Origin of the sequence: Streptomyces sodiiphilus (assembly GCF_039529215.1) — a bacterium.
GTDB lineage: Bacteria > Actinomycetota > Actinomycetes > Streptomycetales > Streptomycetaceae > Streptomyces > Streptomyces sodiiphilus.
In genome coordinates, this window is record NZ_BAAAMJ010000024.1 from 22,347 (window position 1) to 37,970 (window position 15,624).

General features: G+C 73.1%; 12 protein-coding genes. 9 read left to right on the forward strand and 3 right to left on the reverse strand.

Going from position 1 to position 15,624, the window contains the following annotated elements; genetic code table 11:
- Positions 1-12 precede the first annotated feature (12 nt).
- The 8 genes from ligA (at position 13) to ABD299_RS11970 (ending at position 11,725) form a co-directional block, all read left to right on the forward strand.
- Positions 13-2,214, forward strand: coding sequence for an NAD-dependent DNA ligase LigA (ligA, locus tag ABD299_RS11935; protein ID WP_344261349.1), 2,202 nt, complete (start codon positions 13-15; stop codon positions 2,212-2,214).
- A gap of 186 nt (positions 2,215-2,400) precedes the next feature.
- On the forward strand, positions 2,401-4,548 hold the full coding sequence (locus ABD299_RS11940; protein ID WP_344261351.1) for a putative bifunctional diguanylate cyclase/phosphodiesterase: 2,148 nt from the start codon (positions 2,401-2,403) through the stop codon (positions 4,546-4,548).
- A 20-nt stretch (positions 4,549-4,568) separates the two neighbouring features.
- Positions 4,569-4,865 carry an Asp-tRNA(Asn)/Glu-tRNA(Gln) amidotransferase subunit GatC gene (gatC, locus tag ABD299_RS11945; RefSeq protein ID WP_344261353.1) on the forward strand — a complete coding sequence of 99 codons (297 nt, stop codon included), beginning with the start codon at positions 4,569-4,571 and terminating at the stop codon, positions 4,863-4,865.
- 5 nt (positions 4,866-4,870) lie between these two features.
- Positions 4,871-6,373 (forward strand): Asp-tRNA(Asn)/Glu-tRNA(Gln) amidotransferase subunit GatA, encoded by a 1,503-nt coding sequence (gene gatA, locus ABD299_RS11950; RefSeq protein WP_344261355.1) that lies wholly within the window; start codon positions 4,871-4,873, stop codon positions 6,371-6,373.
- Positions 6,370-6,594, forward strand: coding sequence for a hypothetical protein (locus ABD299_RS11955; protein ID WP_344261357.1), 225 nt, complete (start codon positions 6,370-6,372; stop codon positions 6,592-6,594). The genes gatA and ABD299_RS11955 overlap by 4 nt, the downstream gene beginning before the upstream one ends.
- Positions 6,595-6,625: 31 nt before the next feature.
- Positions 6,626-8,134 carry an Asp-tRNA(Asn)/Glu-tRNA(Gln) amidotransferase subunit GatB gene (gene gatB, locus ABD299_RS11960; RefSeq protein ID WP_344261359.1) on the forward strand — a complete coding sequence of 503 codons (1,509 nt, stop codon included), beginning with the start codon at positions 6,626-6,628 and terminating at the stop codon, positions 8,132-8,134.
- 205 nt (positions 8,135-8,339) lie between these two features.
- Entirely contained in the window at positions 8,340-8,537 is a 198-nt protein-coding gene (locus tag ABD299_RS11965; RefSeq protein WP_344261361.1) for a hypothetical protein, read from the forward strand.
- A 119-nt stretch (positions 8,538-8,656) separates the two neighbouring features.
- Positions 8,657-11,725 carry a helix-turn-helix transcriptional regulator gene (locus tag ABD299_RS11970; protein ID WP_425581318.1) on the forward strand — a complete coding sequence of 1,023 codons (3,069 nt, stop codon included), beginning with the start codon at positions 8,657-8,659 and terminating at the stop codon, positions 11,723-11,725.
- A 44-nt stretch (positions 11,726-11,769) separates the two neighbouring features.
- Here ABD299_RS11970 and ABD299_RS11975 read toward each other — a convergent pair whose 3' ends face one another.
- The 3 genes from ABD299_RS11975 to ABD299_RS11985 all read right to left on the reverse strand — a co-directional run bounded on the left by ABD299_RS11975 (position 11,770) and on the right by ABD299_RS11985 (position 14,357).
- Positions 11,770-12,003, reverse strand: coding sequence for a hypothetical protein (locus ABD299_RS11975; RefSeq protein WP_344261365.1), 234 nt, complete (start codon positions 12,001-12,003; stop codon positions 11,770-11,772).
- Positions 12,004-12,090: 87 nt separating this feature from the next.
- Positions 12,091-13,233: a PQQ-dependent sugar dehydrogenase gene (locus tag ABD299_RS11980; protein WP_344261366.1), complete on the reverse strand. Its 1,143-nt coding sequence runs from the start codon at positions 13,231-13,233 to the stop codon at positions 12,091-12,093.
- Positions 13,234-13,355: 122 nt separating this feature from the next.
- Positions 13,356-14,357, reverse strand: a complete 1,002-nt coding sequence (locus tag ABD299_RS11985; protein ID WP_344261368.1) for an aldo/keto reductase — start codon at positions 14,355-14,357, stop codon at positions 13,356-13,358.
- A gap of 146 nt (positions 14,358-14,503) precedes the next feature.
- On the opposite strand from ABD299_RS11985, the gene ABD299_RS11990 reads away from it, so the two are divergent.
- Complete coding sequence (locus ABD299_RS11990; protein WP_344261370.1) at positions 14,504-15,448, forward strand: 2-hydroxyacid dehydrogenase; 945 nt, start codon at positions 14,504-14,506, stop codon at positions 15,446-15,448.
- Positions 15,449-15,624 lie beyond the last annotated feature (176 nt).

Here is a 15,624-nt window from a genome sequence, read left to right on the forward strand (position 1 = left end):
GGAGAGCAGACGGTGACCGGCGAACAGCAGGGAACGGACGTTCCGGCCGAGGCGCGCGAGCGGCACACGCTCCTGGCCGAGCAGGTGGAGGAGCACCGCTTCCGTTACTACGTGAAGACGCCCGTCATCAGCGATGCGGACTTCGACCGGCTGCTGCGCGAGCTGGAGGAGCTGGAGGAGCGGCACCCGTCGCTGCGCACGCCGGATTCACCGACCCAGAAGGTGGCCGGTGCCTACCGGACCGAGTTCACCGCGGTGGACCACCGCGAGCGCATGCTCTCGCTGGACAACGCCTTCGACGACGCCGAGCTGGACGCCTGGGCGGACCGCGTCGCCGAGGAGCTGGCCGGGCTGCCGTACCACTTCCTGTGCGAGCTGAAAGTGGACGGCCTCGCGGTCAACCTGACCTACGAGAACGGCCGGCTGACCAGGGCGGCGACCCGGGGCGACGGCCGCACCGGCGAGGACATCACGCCCAACGTGCGCACCATCGAGGAGATCCCGGACCGGCTGCGGGGCGAGGGCGTCCCGGAGCTGGTGGAGATCCGCGGCGAGGTGTTCTTCCCGATGGACAGCTTCCAGGAGCTCAACGCCTCCCTGGTGGCGGCGGGCGACAAGCCGTTCGCCAACCCGCGCAACGCGGCGGCCGGCTCGCTGCGGCAGAAGGACCCCAAGGTCACCGCCGGGCGGCCGCTGCGGATGGTGGTGCACGGCATCGGGGCGCGCTCCGGCTTCGGCATCGACCGGCTCTCCCAGGCCTACGACCTGCTGGCCGGATGGGGTCTGCCCACCGCGCGGGCCTCCAAGGTGGCCGGCTCCATGGCGGAGGTGCGTGAGTTCATCGCCTACTACGGCGAGCACCGGCACGCGGTGGAGCACGAGATCGACGGCGTGGTGGTCAAGCTCGACGAGATCCCTCTGCAGGGGCGGCTGGGCAGCACCTCGCGCGCGCCGCGGTGGGCGATCGCCTGGAAGTACCCGCCGGAGGAGGTCAACACCCGGCTGCTCGACATCCGGGTCGGGGTGGGGCGCACCGGCCGCGTCACCCCCTACGCGGTGGTGGAGCCGGTGACCGTGGCCGGCTCCGAAGTGGAGTTCGCCACCCTGCACAACCAGGAGGTGGTCAAGGCCAAGGGCGTGCTGATCGGCGACACCGTCGCGCTGCGCAAGGCCGGTGACGTCATCCCGGAGATCCTGGGCCCGGTGGCGGACCTGCGCGACGGCAGCGAGCGGGAGTTCGTCATGCCCGCGTCCTGCCCGGAGTGCGGCACGCCGCTGCGCCCGATGAAGGAGGGAGACATCGATCTGCGCTGTCCCAATGCCCGGTCCTGTCCCGCGCAGCTGCGGGAGCGGCTGTTCTACCTGGCCGGGCGCAAGTGCCTGGACATCGACCACTTCGGGTATGTCGCTGCCACCGCCCTGACCCAGCCCTTGGAGCCGGCCGAGCCACCGCTGAGGGACGAGGGCGGTCTGTTCGACCTCACCGTCGAGGAGCTGCTGCCGATCAAGTCCTACGTGCTCGACCAGGACTCGGGGCTGCCCAAACGCGACCCGCAGACCGGGGAGCCGAAGGTCGTCACCTTCTTCGCCAACCAGCTCGGCGAACCGAAGAAGAACACCCTGGGCATGCTGGAGAGCCTGCGGGAGGCGAAGAGCCGCCCGCTGGCGAGGATCATCACCGGTCTGTCGATCCGGCATGTCGGGCCGGTGGCGGCCGAGGCGCTGGCCCGTGAGTTCCGCTCGCTGGACCGGATCGCCGAGGCGAGCGAGGAGGAGCTGGCGGCCACCGAGGGGGTGGGGCCGACCATCGCCGCCTCGCTGAAGGACTGGTTCGCGGAGGAGTGGCACCGGGAGATCGTCGAGCGGTGGCGGGCCGCGGGGGTCAGGATGGCCGAGGACGACGCGGGAGGGGATGCCGGTCCGCGCCCTCTGGAGGGGATCACGGTGGTCGTCACCGGCACGCTCGGCTCGTACACCCGGGACGCGGCCAAGGAGGCGCTGCAGAGCCGCGGGGCGAAGGTGACCGGCTCGGTGTCGAAGAAGACCGGCTTCGTCGTGGTGGGGGACAGCCCCGGCTCCAAGTACGACAAGGCGGTGCAGCTGAAGGTGCCGGTACTGGACGAAGAGGGATTCGCGGTGCTGCTGGAGCAGGGCCCGGACGCGGCCCGCGAGGCGGCGCTCGGCCAGGAGGAGGCCCCCGCCCCCGGCAGCTGACGGCCCGTCACCGGGCACGGCGTCGCGCGTGCGCGCCAACGAGGCATATTCCAGGGGAGTTTGACGGATCGCCCGTCCGGGCGCAAGGACGTTGGACAACTGGACCCCCGGTAGCCGTCCGCGCCCTAATGTGGGGTCCTGCGCCTGCCTGCGAACGTCAGGCGGCCTAGGCCCGGAGGGACACGCATGCAGTCAGCAGCCCGGAGTACGCCTGCTCCCCGGGGAGAGAGCGCCTGGCTGTCGAAATACATCCAGCCGGCCGTCCTGGCCGGCGCGACGGTCGCCCTGGCTGTCGGTGCGGCCCGGGTGGTGGCCGGCGATCACATGCTCTTTCCCGGCTCCACGGCCGGCTGGGCCTTCGCCGTGCTCACCGGGATCGTGGTGGCCCACCTGGTGGCCATGGAGCAGGACCGCTGGTGGGGGAGCAGCGGCTCGGGCTCGGCGCTGGTGCTGGCCATGCTGCTGCTGTACGGCTGGGTGCCCGCCGTCCTGGTGAGCCTCGCCGTGGTCACTCTGGTGGCGGCCGCGCGCCGCTATCGGCGGCAGCTGATCTTAGTTCAGGGCGCCGCGGACATCCTGGGTGTCGGCGCCGCCGCCCTGGTGCTCGCCGCCTGCGGCAGCCATCCCACCGTCGGCCACCCCAGGGGGCCGGAGGACTGGCAGCTGTCCACTTTGGCCGAGTGCCTGCTGGCCGCCGTCGCCTACCTGGTGGTGTCCCGGCTTCTGCTGTGGCTGTGCGTCGCCCCGCCCGGCGGGCTGCGCACCCTGGCCCGCACCGCCCTGCTCCGGCAGGGGCTGGTGGCCGCCGCGCTCCTGGGCATCGCCCCGCTCATCATGGTGGTCGCCACTCACGTGCCGCAGGCGCTCCCGCTGTTCGCCGTTCCGCTGATCGCGCTGGACTCGGCGCTGCGGATCGCCCGGGTCCGGGCCGAGGAGCAACTGCTCGATCCGCTGACCGGGCTGCCGAACAGGCAGTGGCTGCTGGAGCGCACCCGCTCCGAACTGGACGAGGCCGAGCGCACCGGGGTGCGGTGCGCACTCATCCTGATCGATCTCGACCGCTTCCGGAGCGTCAACGACACGCTCGGTCATCCGGCGGGCGACGAACTGCTGCTGAAGATCGCCGACCGGATTCGCAGCGCGCTGCCGCGAGGAGCGGAGACCGCGCGGCTGGGCGGGGACGAGTTCGCCGTGCTGCTGCCCTGCGTCGGGTCGCAGACCAGCGCCCAGCACGTCGCCAGGACTCTGGTCGGCCACCTCGGTGCCCCCCTGGACCTGGACGGCCTGCCCCTGGTGGTCGAGGCCAGCGCCGGCGTGGCGGTCTTCCCCGATCACGCGGGGGAGGCGGAGGGGCTGCTGCGCCGGGCCGATGTCGCGATGTACGGGGCCAAGCGGGAGCGCAGCGGCGTCGAGGTGTACGAGGCCAGCCGGGACGGCAACAGCCCCGCCCGGCTCGGTCTGCTCGGGGACCTGCGCGGCGCACTCGACCAGGGCGACGTGGAGCTCCACTACCAGCCGAAGGTCGGCTTCGACGGCGGCGTCGTGGGGCTGGAGGCGCTGGTGCGCTGGACCCATCCCGAGCGGGGCCGGGTCCCCCCGGACGAGTTCATCGCGACGGCCGAGAGTTCGGGGCTGATGCCCAGGCTCACCGAGTACGTGCTGGAGACGGCACTCGCGCAGGTCGCCCGCTGGCGGGACGCCGGGCTCACCGTGCCGGTCGCGGTGAACGTCTCCTCACGGGACGTCCACACCCCCGGTTTCGCCGGGGCGGTGGCCGCCCGGCTGGCCCGGCACGGTGTCCCGCCGGGCTCCCTGCAACTGGAGATCACCGAGCACGCCATGCTGGAGGACCCGCAGAAGGCCGCCGACACGCTGGCCGGCCTGACGGGGCACGGCGTGCGGATGTCGCTGGACGACTTCGGCACCGGGTACTCCTCCCTGGTGCACCTGCGCAAGCTGCCGGTCAGCGAGCTGAAGATCGACCGTTCCTTCGTCGCCCGCCTGGTGGTGGACGCCGAGGACGCCGAGATCGTGCGCTGCACCATCGACCTGGCGCACTCGCTGGGGCTGGTGGTGGTGGCCGAGGGCGTGGAGGACGACGCGACCTGGGGCCGGCTGCGCGACATGGGCTGCGACGCGGTCCAGGGCTGGCTGGTCTCCGCGGCGATGCCCGCCCACGAGGCGACCGCCTGGCTGCGGGCTCGGGACGACGCGCCGGAGCCCGTGGCGGGCGCCGAACCGGTCCGCCGCGCCGGGCAGCGGCCCCCTGCGCCGCGGCCGGGCGCGCCCGGCCGCCCGGGAGCCATAGGATTGGCCCCGGAACCCAGCCCTTAGACGAGCAAGAGGATCGCCACATGCCCGGCATCACGCGCGAGGAGGTCGCCCACCTCGCCCGGCTGGCGCGTCTGGAGCTGACCGACGAGGAGCTCGAGCACTTCGCCGGTCAGCTGGACGACATCATCGGCGCGGTCGCCCGCGTCTCCGATGTCGCCGACGAGGACGTCCCGCCGACCTCCCACCCGCTGCCGCTCACCAATGTCATGCGCCCGGACGTCGTCCGTCCCGGTCTGACACCGGAGCAGGCGCTCTCCGGCGCGCCCGCCCAGGAGCAGCAGCGTTTCAAGGTGCCGCAGATCCTGGGGGAGGAGTGACCGCGATGACAGGGCAGACCGATCTGATCCGCCTCACCGCGGCCGGGACCGCGGCCCGGATCGCCTCCGGGGAGGTCACGGCCGCCGAGGTCACCGAGGCCCACCTGGCCCGCATCGAGGCCGTCGACGAGAAGGTGCACGCCTTCCTGCACGTCGACCACGAGGGTGCCCGCGCCCAGGCGCGCGCCGTGGACGAAAGGCGCGCGGCGGGCGAGAAGCTGGGCCCGCTGGCCGGGGTCCCGCTGGCGCTGAAGGACATCTTCACCACCCGCGGCATCCCCACCACCGTCGGCTCCCGGATCCTCGAAGGGTGGGTGCCGCCCTACGACGCCACGCTCACCCGGCGGCTCAAGGACGCGGGCGTCGTCATTCTCGGCAAGACCAACATGGACGAGTTCGCCATGGGCTCCTCCACAGAGAACAGCGCCTACGGCCCCACCGGCAATCCCTGGGACCTCACCAGGATCCCCGGCGGCTCCGGCGGCGGCTCCTCGGCCGCCCTGGCCTCCTACCAGGCACCGCTGGCCATCGGCACCGACACCGGCGGCTCCATCCGGCAGCCCGCCGCCGTCACCGGCACCGTCGGCGTCAAGCCCACCTACGGCGGCGTCTCGCGGTACGGCATGGTCGCCTTCTCCTCCTCCCTGGACCAGGGCGGCCCCTGCGCCCGCACGGTGCTGGACGCCGCGCTGCTGCACGAGGTCATCGCCGGCCACGACCCGCTCGACTCGACCTCCATCGACGCCCCGGTGCCGCCGGTCGTCGAGGCGGCCCGGGCCGGCTCGGTCGCCGGCCTGCGGATCGGTGTCGTCAAGGAGTTCGCCGGCGAGGGCTACCAGGCCGGGGTGATGCAGCGGTTCACCGAGGCCGTCGACCTGCTGCGGGAACTGGGCGCCGAGGTCGTCGAGGTGTCCTGCCCGTCCTTCGACCGGGCGCTGGCCGCCTACTACCTCATCGCGCCCTCCGAGTGCTCCTCCAACCTGGCCCGCTTCGACGCCATGCGCTACGGCCTGCGGGTCGGTGACGACGGCACCCGCTCGGCGGAGGAGGTCACCTCGCTGACCCGCGCGGCGGGCTTCGGCGACGAGGTCAAGCGCCGCATCATGCTCGGCACCTACGCGCTGTCCTCCGGGTACTACGACGCCTACTACGGCAGCGCGCAGAAGGTCCGCACGCTCATCACCCAGGACTTCGAGCGGGCCTTCGGACAGGTGGACGTGCTCGTCTCGCCGACCACCCCGACCACCGCCTTCCCGATCGGCGAGCGCGCCGACGACCCGATGGCGATGTACCTGGCCGACCTGTGCACCATCCCGTCCAACCTGGCGGGCAACTCCGCCATGTCCCTGCCGTGCGGCCTGGCACCGGAGGACGGCCTGCCGGTCGGCCTCCAGATCATCGCCCCCGCCATGGCCGACGACCGGCTCTACCGCGTGGGAGCAGCCGTCGAGGCCGCCTTCGAGGCACGCTGGGGGCACCCGATTCTTCAGGAGGCTCCGTCACTGTGATCGCCAAGAAGAAGTCCAAGACCGGTACGTACCTGTCCATCGGGACCTCACTGTTCGCGGTGTTCGGCGTCGTGAAGCAGTTGAAGAGCGCCCGCCGGGAGCACGACAACCTCGAATTCGTGGACGCGCTGGTCTCCGCCGCCTCCATCGCGACCGGCCTGGCCCTGCTCGCCCGCGAACTGCGCCGCAAGACCGACGACTCCGACACCCTCGCCGGCTGAGGCGCGCCAGAGCTTCTGAGAGGTACTACCCGTGACCGTCATCGACCTGGTGTCGTACGAGGACGCGCTCGCGTCCTGGGACCCCGTCATGGGCCTGGAGGTCCATGTCGAACTCGGCACCAAGACCAAGATGTTCTGCGGCTGCTCCACCACTCTGGGCGCCGAGCCGAACAGCCAGACCTGCCCCACCTGCCTCGGCATGCCCGGAGCCCTCCCGGTGATGAACGCCACCGGGGTGGAGTCCGCCATCCGGATCGGACTGGCGCTGCACTGCGAGATCGCCACCTGGTGCCGGTTCGCCCGGAAGAACTACTTCTATCCGGACATGCCGAAGAACTTCCAGACCTCGCAGTACGACGAGCCGATCGCCTTCAACGGATACCTGGACGTCCAGCTGGAGGACGGCGAGGTCTTCCGCGTGGAGATCGAGCGCGCCCACATGGAGGAGGACACCGGCAAGTCCACCCACATCGGGGGAGCCACCGGCCGCATCCACGGCGCCTCGCACTCCCTGCTGGACTACAACCGGGCCGGTATCCCGCTCATCGAGATCGTCACCAAGCCGATCACCGGTGCCGGGTCCCGCGCTCCCGAGGTCGCCAAGGCGTACGTCGCCGAACTGCGCGAGCTCATCAGGGCCCTGGGCGTCTCCGAGGCCCGCATGGAGATGGGCCAGATGCGCTGCGACGTGAACCTCTCGCTGCGCCCGCACGGCCGGGAGACCTTCGGCACCCGCAGCGAGACGAAGAACGTCAACTCACTGCGCAGCGTCGAGCGGGCCTGCCGCTTCGAGATCCAGCGGCACGCCGCGGTGCTCGGGGGCGGCGGCACCATCGTGCAGGAGACCCGGCACTTCCACGAGGACGACGGCACCACCACACCGGGGCGGGTCAAGGAGGAGGCGGAGGACTACCGCTACTTCCCCGAGCCCGACCTGGTTCCGGTCGCCCCCTCCCGGGAGTGGGTCGAGGAACTGCGGGCGGGGCTGCCCGAGCTGCCGCGGGTGCGCCGCAACAGGCTGCGCGAGGAGTGGGGCATCTCGGCGCACGAGATGGAGTCGGTGCTCAACGCCGGGGCGCTCGGCCCGATCATCGCCACCATCGACGCCGGCGCCGGCCAGGCCGCCGCCCGCAAGTGGTGGATGGGCACCCTGGCCCGCACCGCCAACGAGCGCGGCGTGGAACTCGGTGACCTGCCCATCACGGCCGAGCAGGTGGCCCGGGTCGCCGCGCTGGTCGCCGACGGCTCCCTCAACGACAAGCTGGCACGCCAGGTGATCGAGGGCGTGCTGGCGGGCGAGGGCGGCCCGGACGAGGTCGTCGAACGGCGCGGACTGAAGATCGTCTCCGACGAGGGCGCGCTCGGCGCGGCGGTGGACGAGGCGATCGCCGGCAACCCGGCCGTCGCCGACAAGATCCGGGGCGGCAAGGTCGCCGCGGCCGGAGCCCTGGTCGGCGCCGTGATGAAGGCCACCCACGGGCAGGCCGACGCGGCCCGCGCCCGCGAGCTGATCCTGGAGAGGCTCGGCGTCCAGGGCTGAGGGGCCTTACCCGTCGTCTCACGGGTCTTACCGCTCAGGGGCGGTGCTGCCGGACCGGCAGCACCGCCCCTGAGGCCTTCCCGGGCCGGCGCTGCCCGCCGGGGTAAGGACCCCGCCCGCGCGGAACGGAGGCGGTTGCCCGATGCGGCCCCGGTACCTCACGGCGGAAAGTGGTGGGACAACACCGGGGAGAGGGAGTCAGCACATGCAGGAGTACGAACTGCACCGTCAGCGCGCCGAGGAGCTCCAGCGACAGGCGGCCGAGGAACGCCGGGCCAGGTCCCTGCGGGGACGGGGGAACGGCGGCGGGTCCGGGGCGGCGGAGAAGGGGAAGGGGTCCTCGGAGAAGGGCGGCGGCGGGGCCTCCCGCGGCACCGCGCGGGTATGGACCACCGCCGCGTAGGGGCGCTCCCGCCGCCGGCCGCGCACGCCGGCGCGCGGAGCGGGAGCGCGCCCACGCCCAGAGCGAAAACGGGTCCGGGACCGGACAAATCCGGTACCACGACGTCAGCGGTCCGTGCGATGCTCCCGGATGTGGAGAGCCGAAGCGTCAGCCCTGTCTTCGTCGGCCGCAGCACCGAACTCGCCGCCCTCACCGAAGGACTCGCCCGCGCGACGGCCGGAGAGCCACAGGCCTTCGTGGTGGGGGGCGAGGCGGGCGTGGGCAAGACCAGACTCCTGGAGGAGTACCTGGCCGCGGCCCGGGCCGCCGGCGCGGTCACCACGGTCGGCGGCTGCGTGGAACTGGGCGCCGACGGGCTGCCGTTCGCGCCCTTCGCCGCCGTCCTCCGTTCCCTCCACCGGCAACTGGGCCCCGAACTGGCCGCAGCGGCCGCCGGGCAGGAGGACGAACTGGCCCGGCTGCTGCCCGAACTGGGCGAGGCCCGGCAGTCGGCGGGTGACGAGCTGGACCGCGCCCGCCTCTTCGAACTGACCACGCGGCTCATGGAGAAGCTGGCCGCCGAGCGCACCCTGGTCATCGCGGTCGAGGACCTGCACTGGGCTGACCGCTCGACCAGAGAGCTGCTGGGCTACCTCTTCCGCTCGCTGCACCGGGCGAGGCTGGTGCTGCTCGCCACCTACCGCACCGACGACATCCACCGCCGCCACCCGTTGCGTCCCTTCCTCGCCGAGACCGAGCGCACCCGCTCCGTGCTGCGCGTCGAACTGTGCCCGTTCACCCGGCCCGAAGTGGCCGCCCAGATCACCGGAATCCGGGGCGGGGACGAGCCCCCGGAAGAACTGGTGTGCACCGTCTTCGAACGCTCGGAGGGCAATGCATTCTTCGTCGAGGAGCTGATCGCCAGCCGCAGTGATCACGGCATGAGCGAGTCGCTGCGGGATCTCCTGCTGGTGCGGCTGGAAGCGCTGGACGACGGCACCCAGGAGATCGTGCGGCTCATCGCGGTGGGCGGCTCGGCCGTCGAGCACGGGTTGCTGACCGAGGTCGCGGGATGCCCGGAGGGCCAGCTGCTGGCCGCGCTGCGCACCGCCGTCGGGGCCAACCTGCTGACCGCGGACGGGGAGGGGTACCGCTTCCGGCATTCCCTGATGCGCGAGGCGGTCCTCGACGACCTGCTGCCGGGTGAGCGCACCCGGCTCAACCGCCGCTACGCCGAGGCTCTGGCTGCGCATCCCCAGCTCGTGGCCCGGGACCAGCGGGCGGCCCGGCTGGCCAGCTACTGGTACCAGGCGGGCGATCCCGCCCGGGCTCTGCCGGCGGTGCTCGACGCGTCGGTCGATGCCCGTCGGCGCTACGCCTACGCCGAGCAGCTTCGGCTGCTGGAGCGTGCCCTGGAGCTGTGGGACGGCACACCGGCCGAGGTCCGGGAGGCCGTCCGGCCGGTGGAACGCCCCGAGGCGTATCCGGCCTGCGGCGCGGGAAAGGGCCCGCTGCGGCTCCTCGACCTGCTTGCCGAGGCCCTGACGGCCGCCCAGCTGTCGGCCCAGCGGGACCGGGCCCGGGCGATCGCCAAGCAGGCGCTCCGGCTGCTCGAAGGAGAGAGCGAGCCGCTGCTGGCCGCCTGGTTCTGGCTCCAGCGTTCCCGGATCGCCGACGTCCTGATGCCGGACGCGGGCCTGGAGGATCTGCGCCGGGCCCAGGAGCTGCTGCGTGGTCTGCCTCCATCCGCCGTGCACGCCCAGGTGCTGGCGCATCTGGCCGCCCAGCAGGCAGGGCGCCGCCGCAGTCCCGAGAGCTACCGCACCGTCGAGCGGGCGGTGGACCTGGCCAGGCTCGTCGGGGACGAAAGCACCGAATTGCACGCGCGATTCACCCTGGCAGGACTGAAGGCGGATGCCGGCGACGTGGCCGGAGGTGTGGCGGGGATGACCGCGGTCCGTAACCGGGTCCTGGAGCGGCGGGAGGTGAGCCTGATGGGGCGCTGCCTGATCAATCTCCCCGCCACCTTGGCCGATGTCGGCGAGGTGGAGGCTGCCGCCGCCATGTCCCAGGAGGGCATGGAGCTCGCCCATCGCTACGGCCTGGAGGACACCGAGGCATGGCTCTCGGCGATCTACGCCCGTGTGATGGCCGGCCTCGGCCGGTGGGACGAGTCGGCCGCCGCGCTCGCAGCCGCCCGGCGGCAGGCACGGACGAGCCGCCCCCGCGCCGCCGCCGTCGTTGCCGCGGGACAGCTGGCCCTGGACCGGGGTGACATCGACACGGCACGAGCGGAGCTGGTCGTGGCCCTGCGGGAGTCGTCCGGCCAGCGGGTCACCGCACAGGTCGCCCTGCCGCTGGCCCGGCTGCGGGTGCGGATCGCGGTGGCGGACGGCCGGATCGAGGAGGCACGGGACGTCCTCCGTACAGCTCTGACCGGTGACTACCCGCCTTTCACCTCCGGGCACGTCTGGCCCCTCCTGCTGACGGCGGCCACCGCCGAGGCGGAACTGCGCGACCTGCCGGAGGCGGCGGTGGGACGTGCCGCCGCGGTGCGCGGCATCCGGGAGGCCATGAGTCCGGTCCCGCGCTCCATGCCACTGTGGGAGGCGTTCGAGGCTCTGGTCTCCGCCGAACTGCTGCGGGCCGAGGACCGGGACACCGCCGCGCACTGGGCGCGCGCCATCGACCTGCTGCGGCCGCTGCCGGTGCCCGTGCCGCTGGCGGAGGCAAGGCTCCGCCGGGCGGAGGCACTGCTGGCCGAGGGGGGCGGGGCCGGGGGGAGGACGCGGGAGGAGGCCGCAGGGCTGCTGCGGCAGGCGAGGTCGGTCGCCGCGCGGGTCGGTGCCCGGCCGCTGCGGGAGGAGGTGGAACGGCTGGCGAGGCGTGCCGGCCTCGGCCTCGCCCTGTCCGGGCAGGCACCGGCGCCCGTCCGCGGCGCGACCGGCGGCTTCGGCCTGACCCGCAGGGAACGCGATGTGCTGGCCCTGGTGGCCGAGGGGCGGAGCAACCGGCAGATCGCCGAGGAGCTGTTCATCTCGCCGAAGACCGCCAGCGTGCACGTCTCGCGCATCCTGGCCAAGCTGGAGGTCTCCGCCCGGGGCGAAGCCGCGGCCGTGGCCCACCGTCTGGGTCTGGCGGCCCGGACGGGCCCGCCGCGTGTCGCCGTGGGCCCCGGGGCGGACCGGACGGGCACCGGCCGGACCTGAGCGTGCCCGGTGCCGGCCCTGTCCGGCACCGGGACCGGGTACCGCTAGAGCCGGGGGCTGCCGGGCTCGCCCTCGCCCGCTTCGGTTTCCTCGACCCGGACGCGGGGCGGCAGCACTGCCTCTCCGGGAACCCCGATCACCGCGACGCCGCTCTCCAGGTTGAGCGCCCCCCGCTTCTCGTCGGGCTCCTCGACGAAGAGCTGGTGCGCCGTCGCCTCGGTGTAGTCCGGATGGAACAGCACGGACGGGACGAAGCCGTCCTCCGATGCTTCAGCCATCGGTCTCTCCCCTCACCTCGTGAACCCTCCAGGCTACCGTGGCACGCGGGTAGCGAGAAGGGAGAGCGGGGGCGGCATCCGTGCCGGTCAGGAGACCGTCAGCCGCAGGATGCGGTCGTCGCCCTCCCCGGGCGCGCCCCGGGTGTCGGTCTCGTTGGTCAGGAGCAGCAGTTCGTCGGGGCCGACGGCCAGAACCGAGCGGAGCCTTCCGTACTCCCCCTCGAAGAAGGCCTGCGGGTCCGCCATCGGGCCGGTCCCGTCCAGCGGGATGCGCCACAGCCGCTCGCCGCGCAGCGTGGCCATCCACAACGAGCCCTGCGTGAAGGTCAGTCCGCTGGGTGACGCCTCGGAGGGCGGCCACTCCACGGCGGGGTCGAGGTAACCGTCCGCCTCGCCGCCGCTGCCCTCGTGTTCGGGCCAGCCGTAGTTGCCGCCCGGCTCGATCTCGTTCAGCTCGTCCCACGCGTCCGCGCCGAACTCCGTGGCCCACAGGCGGTCCCGGTCGTCCCAGGCCAGGCCCTGCACGTTGCGGTGGCCCAGCGAGTACACCACCGAGCCGGGGTCCGGGTTGCCGTCCTCGGGGACCTCGCCCTCCGGGGTCATCCGCAGGATCTTCCCGGCGAGCGAGTCCTCGTCCTGAGCCAGGGCGGGCTCCCCGGCGTCGCCGGTGGCTGCGTAGAGCATCCCGTCGGGGCCGAATGCCAGCCGGCCGCCCTGATGCACCGCGTCGCCCCGGGGAATGCCCTCCAGCACGACCTCCGGCTCGCCCAGGCCGGTGTCCCGCGCGTACTCCATGCGCACGATGCGGTTGTCGTCGGCGGCGGTGAGGTAGGCGTAGAGCCACCCGCCGTCCTCGAACTCCGGCTCCGCGGCCAGCCCGAGCAGTCCGCCCTCACCGCCGTGCGAGACCCCCGGCACCGGGCCGGCCTCCTCGGCGTCCCCGGAGCCCGCGTCGACGCGCCACACGATGCCTTCGTCCCGCGAGGTCACCAGCAGGTCACCGTCGGGAAGGGCGACGAGGCCCCAGGGCGAGTCGAGCCCTTCCGCGACGGTGCCGGTCACCTCGGCCGAGCCCTCGGCGCCCGGGGGGTCCCCGCCGTCCTGACGCTCCTCGTTCTCCGTGGGGGCGGCGGTGCCTCCGCCGTCCGCGGGGCCGTCGTCGCCGGTGCCCGTGCAGCCCGCGGCGAGGACGGTGAGGGCCGCCAGCGCGGCCAAAGTGCGGGTTCGCATGACGCATCGCTCCTGAGGTGTCCGTGAGTCCGCTGTGGGACCGCGCGGTCCGGACACCTCAGGACATCACATCCGGTGGGGCATCACCGGGACGCGGAGCCGGTGTTGCGTGATGCCGCCGTTCACTCCCAGGACTCCCGGGCCGGCGGCAGCCCGGCTATCTCGGCCAGATCCCCGGAGGTCAGGATCAGCCCGGCCGCCGCCGCGTTCTCCTGCGCCCAGTGCGCCTTCTTGGTGCCCGGCACCGGCACCACGTGTGCGCCCTGCGCCAGCAGCCAGGCCAGGGCGACCTGCGCGGGGGTGGATCCCGGATGGCGGGCGGCGACCCTGCGCAGCCCGGCCACCACCGGCTGGTTGGCGGCCATCATCTCCGCCGTGAAGCGCGGGTGGCGGGCCCGCAGGTCGTCGGGTTCGAATCCGCTGCCCGGGGTGAGGGTGCCGGTGAGGAAGCCGTTGCCCAGCGGCATCGCGGCCAGCAGACCCACCCCGCGCGCCTCGCACCAGGGCAGCAGCTCGGCGAGGGCGCCCGGTGACCACACCGACAGCTCGGCCTGGACGCTGCTGACGGGAAAGACCTGCTGGATGCGCGCCAGTTGACGCAGGGTGGGCCCGTACACGTCCCGGGGGTCCGCCGGCCGGCGTCGGCCGCGCACGTCCATCGCGCACACCCCCAGGGCGCGTACCTTGCCCGCCGCCACCAGCTCGGCCATGGCCCCCCAGGTCTCCTCCACGGGAACCTCCGGATCGGGCCGGTGCAGCTGGTAGAGGTCGATCACGTCGGTCTGCAGCCGGCGCAGCGAGGCGTCGCAGGCCCGCCGCACGTAGGAGGGGCGGCCGTTGGCCACGATGTGCTGGTCACCGACCAGCAGTCCGCACTTGGTGGCCAGGACGGCCTCCGGGCGGCGTGTCCTCAGCACCCGCCCGATGAGCAGTTCGTTGGTGAAGGGTCCGTACATGTCGGCTGTGTCCAGCAGCGTGACGCCGGCATCCAGCGCGGCGTGCACGGCCCGGACGGAGGCCTCGCCGTCCTGTTCGGAGGTGGTGTAGCCCCAGCTCATCGGCATGCAGCCGAGCCCGATCGCCCCGACGCGCAGGGCACCGGCCCCTATCGTCCTGTACTGCACCTGACGCGTTCCTTCCCCGGACTCCCGCTGCCCGCGGCAGCCCAACGTATCCGTTCGCCCCGGGGCCCCGGTTCCACGGGGTGCCCCTGAGTGTCCGGTGCCCGCTGCCGGGGAACGGCCGGGGAACAGCCCTTAGCCTGGCGAGCATGACGACCGCCGAAGACGTGTGGCTGCCCCTGCCCCCGGAGGAGCTGGGCCCGCTGCCCCCGGAGCTGACCTACCACTACTGGAACGGGGAGGAGGAGTATCCGGCCGACCCGGCGCGCTGCGTGTTCTACGTGGTGCCGTACATGAAGGGACAGCGGACGGCGGTGCGGCCGCTGCCGGACATGCCCCGGCTGCGGGTGGTGCACACGCTCACCGCCGGTGTGGACCACATGCTGCCCGCCCTGGGCACGCTGCCGGCCGGCGCGGTGCTGTGCAACGCGGGGGATCTGCACAGCACCAGCACCGCGGAGCTGGCGCTGGCACTGACGCTGGCCGCACTGCGGGACATCCCCGGCGCGGTCCGGGCGCAGGACGAGGGACGGTGGGATCCGGCCGTGTGCCCGTCCCTGGCCGACCGGCGGGTGCTCATCGTGGGGTACGGCGGTATCGGCCGCGCGGTGGAGGCCCGGCTGCGGCCCTTCGAGCCGGCCGCCGTCGAACGGTCCGCCGGCCGTGCCCGGCGGACCGGCGACACGGTGGTGCACGGCCCCGAGTCGCTGCCCGGGCTGCTTCCGCGGGCGGAGGTGGTGATCCTCTGCACCCCGCTGACCGAGGCCACCCGCGGGATGGTGGACGCGGAGTTCCTGGCCCGGATGCGGGACGGCGCGCTGCTGGTCAATGTGGCACGCGGGGCGGTGGTGGACACCGAAGCGCTGCTCGCCGAGGTCACCTCGGGCCGGCTGCGGGCCGCCCTGGACGTCACGGACCCGGAACCGCTGCCGGCCGGGCACCCGCTGTGGCGGGCCCCCGGGGTCCTCATCACCCCGCACGTGGGAGGCGCCTCGTCCGCCTTCCGGCCGCGGGCGGAACGGCTGCTGCGCGGGCAGCTGGGCCGGTTCGCGGCCGGTGAGCCGCTGCGTCACGTGGTGGCGGACGCGGGCTGAGCCACCGGAGCCACGGCGCTTTTCCGCGGCAGGCCGCCTGAGTTGTCACACTATCGTCAGCTCCCGTACGTTCCGTCAGCCGATCGTGTGTCACTCTGTGTAGAAAGTTTATGTCGCTGAGTGACTTTCCTGGTGTATCGTCCGTCGCGGGCGAGCCCGGAACGGAAGCAGGGGGC

What these genes read in the sequence shown, in the direction of transcription:
- ABD299_RS11975 (WP_344261365.1), bottom strand. Translation starts at nt 12,003, where the DNA reads ATGGCTGAAGCATCGGAGGACGGCTTCGTCCCGTCCGTGCTGTTCCAT.
- ABD299_RS11940 (WP_344261351.1), top strand. Translation starts at nt 2,401, where the DNA reads ATGCAGTCAGCAGCCCGGAGTACGCCTGCTCCCCGGGGAGAGAGCGCC.
- ABD299_RS11990 (WP_344261370.1), top strand. Translation starts at nt 14,504, where the DNA reads ATGACGACCGCCGAAGACGTGTGGCTGCCCCTGCCCCCGGAGGAGCTG.
- gatA (WP_344261355.1), top strand. Translation starts at nt 4,871, where the DNA reads ATGACAGGGCAGACCGATCTGATCCGCCTCACCGCGGCCGGGACCGCG.
- gatC (WP_344261353.1), top strand. Translation starts at nt 4,569, where the DNA reads ATGCCCGGCATCACGCGCGAGGAGGTCGCCCACCTCGCCCGGCTGGCG.
- ABD299_RS11965 (WP_344261361.1), top strand. Translation starts at nt 8,340, where the DNA reads ATGCAGGAGTACGAACTGCACCGTCAGCGCGCCGAGGAGCTCCAGCGA.
- ABD299_RS11970 (WP_425581318.1), top strand. Translation starts at nt 8,657, where the DNA reads ATGCTCCCGGATGTGGAGAGCCGAAGCGTCAGCCCTGTCTTCGTCGGC.
- ABD299_RS11980 (WP_344261366.1), bottom strand. Translation starts at nt 13,233, where the DNA reads ATGCGAACCCGCACTTTGGCCGCGCTGGCGGCCCTCACCGTCCTCGCC.